This window comes from Microbacterium sp. Bi128, from assembly GCF_918698205.1.
This window is the reverse complement of record NZ_CAKKMM010000671.1, coordinates 1-2692: the sequence shown is the minus strand read 5'-3', so window position 1 is coordinate 2692 and position 2692 is coordinate 1. Positions and strand designations below refer to the sequence as shown.

Annotated in this window: 4 protein-coding genes and 1 pseudogene; all 5 read right to left on the bottom strand. The window is 69.6% G+C overall.

Going from position 1 to position 2692, the window contains the following annotated elements; all coding sequences use genetic code 11:
• Positions 1-146, bottom strand: a pseudogene (locus LQV45_RS24650) (tryptophan synthase subunit beta); the annotation flags it as partial.
• A gap of 127 nt (positions 147-273) precedes the next feature.
• A complete protein-coding gene (gene trpC, locus LQV45_RS24645) occupies positions 274-1092 on the bottom strand; it encodes an indole-3-glycerol phosphate synthase TrpC (protein WP_230009238.1) in 819 nt (272 codons plus the stop codon).
• A gap of 2 nt (positions 1093-1094) precedes the next feature.
• Positions 1095-1382, bottom strand: coding sequence for an HGxxPAAW family protein (locus tag LQV45_RS24640; protein WP_230009236.1), 288 nt, complete (start codon positions 1380-1382; stop codon positions 1095-1097).
• 113 nt (positions 1383-1495) lie between these two features.
• A complete protein-coding gene (locus tag LQV45_RS24635; RefSeq protein WP_230009234.1) occupies positions 1496-2200 on the bottom strand; it encodes a Trp biosynthesis-associated membrane protein in 705 nt (234 codons plus the stop codon).
• The coding region (locus LQV45_RS24630; protein WP_230009232.1) for a chorismate-binding protein at positions 2200-2692 on the bottom strand (493 nt) is incomplete at its 5' end. The genes LQV45_RS24630 and LQV45_RS24635, both read right to left, overlap by 1 nt.

The following is a 2692-nucleotide window of genomic DNA, read 5'->3' as shown; positions in this document are numbered from 1 at the left end:
CACCGGCCGCCGTAGTTCCCGAAGTAGGGCCCCGGGGCGTGGCGCAGGGACGGTTCGCCCTGCGCGGGATGCTCCGCGGGGCGGCCGCCCTGCAGGAACGCGTCCACGGTACTTTCGTCAGAGCCGGCTGCTGGTGCATCGACCATCAGTCTCACCATCCTGTTCCACTGCTAGCTTTGGGGATCTACTGATGAGATCCGCTCATTGGTCCGGGCAAAATCGCGGGCCCGGCACCGCTCACGGTCCGGACGGAGGCGCCAGGACCGGCCGGCCTCAGGCGCGCGCGGCGATTGCCGTCGCGCCGGCAGCCATGAATTCGGCGATCCGCTCGCGGGGCGTCGCGTCACTGACCAGCGCCTCGCCGACCAGGACCGCGTTGGCTCCGCGGGCCGCGTAGTGCTTGACGTCCTCGACGTCGCGCACACCGGATTCGGCGACCACGAGCGCACCGGCGGGAATGCCGCCGGTCAGCGCCGCGAAGACGGAACGGTCGACGTCGAGCGTCTTGAGGTTGCGTACGTTGACGCCGATAATCCGGGCCTCCGCGGCGACTGCACGCTCGATTTCCTCCGCCGTATGGGTCTCGACCAGCACGTTCATGCCGAGCTCGCGGCTGAGGGCCGTGAACTCACGCAGCTGGGCGTCCGAGAGCGAGGCCACGATCAGCAGGATCAGGTCGGCGCCGTGCGCCCGGGCCTCCCAGATCTGGTACTCGTCAACCATGAAGTCCTTGCGCAGCAGCGGAATGTCCACGGCGGCCCGGACGGCGTCGAGATCGGCCAGGGAGCCGCCGAAGCGGCGCTCCTCGGTCAGGACGCTGATCACGGCGGCCCCGCCGTCGGCGTACTGTGCGGCGAGGGACGCGGGATCGGCGATGTCCGCGAGCTGGCCCTTGGACGGGCTGCGGCGCTTGACCTCGGCAATCACCTTGAGCTGGTCCCGGGTGCCTGAGGTCCCGCCGAGGGCGGCCCAGGCGTCACGGGCGGGCGCCGCCGCGGCGGCACGCTCCTTCAGCTCCGCGAGCGTAACCAGACGCTGGCGCGCCTGCATATCCTCCCTGACACCGGCATTGATGTCGTCGAGAACGCTCACGCTCAGTGGCCGGAGTTCTTCAGCTTGCTGCCGCCGACGCCGTAGCCGGCCTTGCGCATGGCCCAGCCGGCGAGCAGGCCAATCACCATGACCGCCGCACCCGCGACAAAGATCGGGGTGTTGGCGATGACGAAGGCGATGGACGCAATGAGGGCGCCGATCAGCATCACGATCACGCAGGTCCACGCGGCCGGGCTGTTGCCGTGACCCTGGGGTTCGCTGTGGTCGACGTCGTCGTAGACGCCCTTCGGCGCAGCGGACGTGGATGCGGAAACAGTGGCCTTGCTCATTGAAATCTCCTCAGGATGAATACTGCTTACATTCTGCCATTTTTTGCTGTGTTATTTGGCCGCGTTGCTGTCGCGTTACCGGTCGCGTTGCCGGTCGCGCCCGCGGCATCGGCTCAGGTGGGGTCGTCACCGCGGGACAGCCGGTCCCAGCTGTCAATCTCGTCCGCGGGGGCGGCCGGCGCATTACCGCCGGCTGCAGTGCCGCCTGCGGCGGGCCCGGCGGCGGCCGCGTCATATTTGGTGCGGGTCTTCCAGTAGCGGCCGGCCGGCACGATCGCGAGGGCGCTGAGTCCCAGCAGGGCTCCGGCGACGACGGCGAGGACGGGGAACACTGTTACGTCCACCTGTACGCTGCTGCCGCTGATTCCGGTGGCGGCCGCGATCGATCCCTGCGCCGCGGCCAGCGGGTCCGCCAGCACGACGGCTGCCGCGGCGACGATGCCCGCGGCCGCGAGGAGGATGATCGCCGTGATCACCCAGCGGGCCACGCGGCCGGCGATGGAGGCCGCGAGGCCGCCTGCGAGGGCCACAAGCGCCAGGGCTGTCACGGTGGTGGCAGCCTTGCTGCCCTGGACCTGCAGGCCGTCCTGGCTGGCCACGGCCGCGCCGAGCTGCGTGGGATCGAGATGCACGGTGAGCCAGGTCTGGGTGGTGGTCCCGAACACGGCAAGGGCCAGGGCAGCGATCACCAGGACCAGGGTGGACTTGCGGGCCCAGCCCGGGACGGCGGCCCCCCCGGGGCTCTTCACAGTGCTCTTCACAGTGCCCTTCACGGTGTTCTTGGCGGTGTTCTTGGCGGTGGCTTCCGGCTCCCCCATCAGGACTCGGCTCCTGCGTCGGGCGCTGCGTCAGTGACTGCGTCAACGGTGATGTTGTGCAGCGACCTGGCGGTGTGCACGGCGCGCAGCGGGGCGGCGGCCTTGTTCACGGTTTCCTGGGCCTCGGTCGGGTTCACCGAATCTGCGACGATCCCGCCGCCGGCCTGGACGTACGCGCGTCCCTCACGGAGCAGGGCCGACCGGATGGCGATCGCCATGTCCATGTCCCCGGCGAAGTCCAGGTACCCCACCACGCCGCCATAGATGCCGCGTCGGTGCGGTTCAAGTTCGTCCAGCAGGCGCAGGGCCCGCGGCTTCGGGGCGCCGGAGAGGGTGCCGGCCGGGAACGTGGCCTTGAGCACGTCGTAGGCCTTGGCTGCCGGGGCGAGCTCTCCGACCACGGTGGAGACCAGGTGCATGATGTGGCTGAAGCGCTCCACTTCCATGAATTGCGTGACGTCGACGGATCCTGCCACGCAGACCTTCGAGAGG

Bases quoted from the DNA above. Each gene is read 5' to 3' on its own strand.
- LQV45_RS24640 (WP_230009236.1), bottom strand. From the start codon at position 1,382: ATGAGCAAGGCCACTGTTTCCGCATCCACGTCCGCTGCGCCGAAGGGC.
- LQV45_RS24635 (WP_230009234.1), bottom strand. From the start codon at position 2,200: ATGGGGGAGCCGGAAGCCACCGCCAAGAACACCGCCAAGAACACCGTG.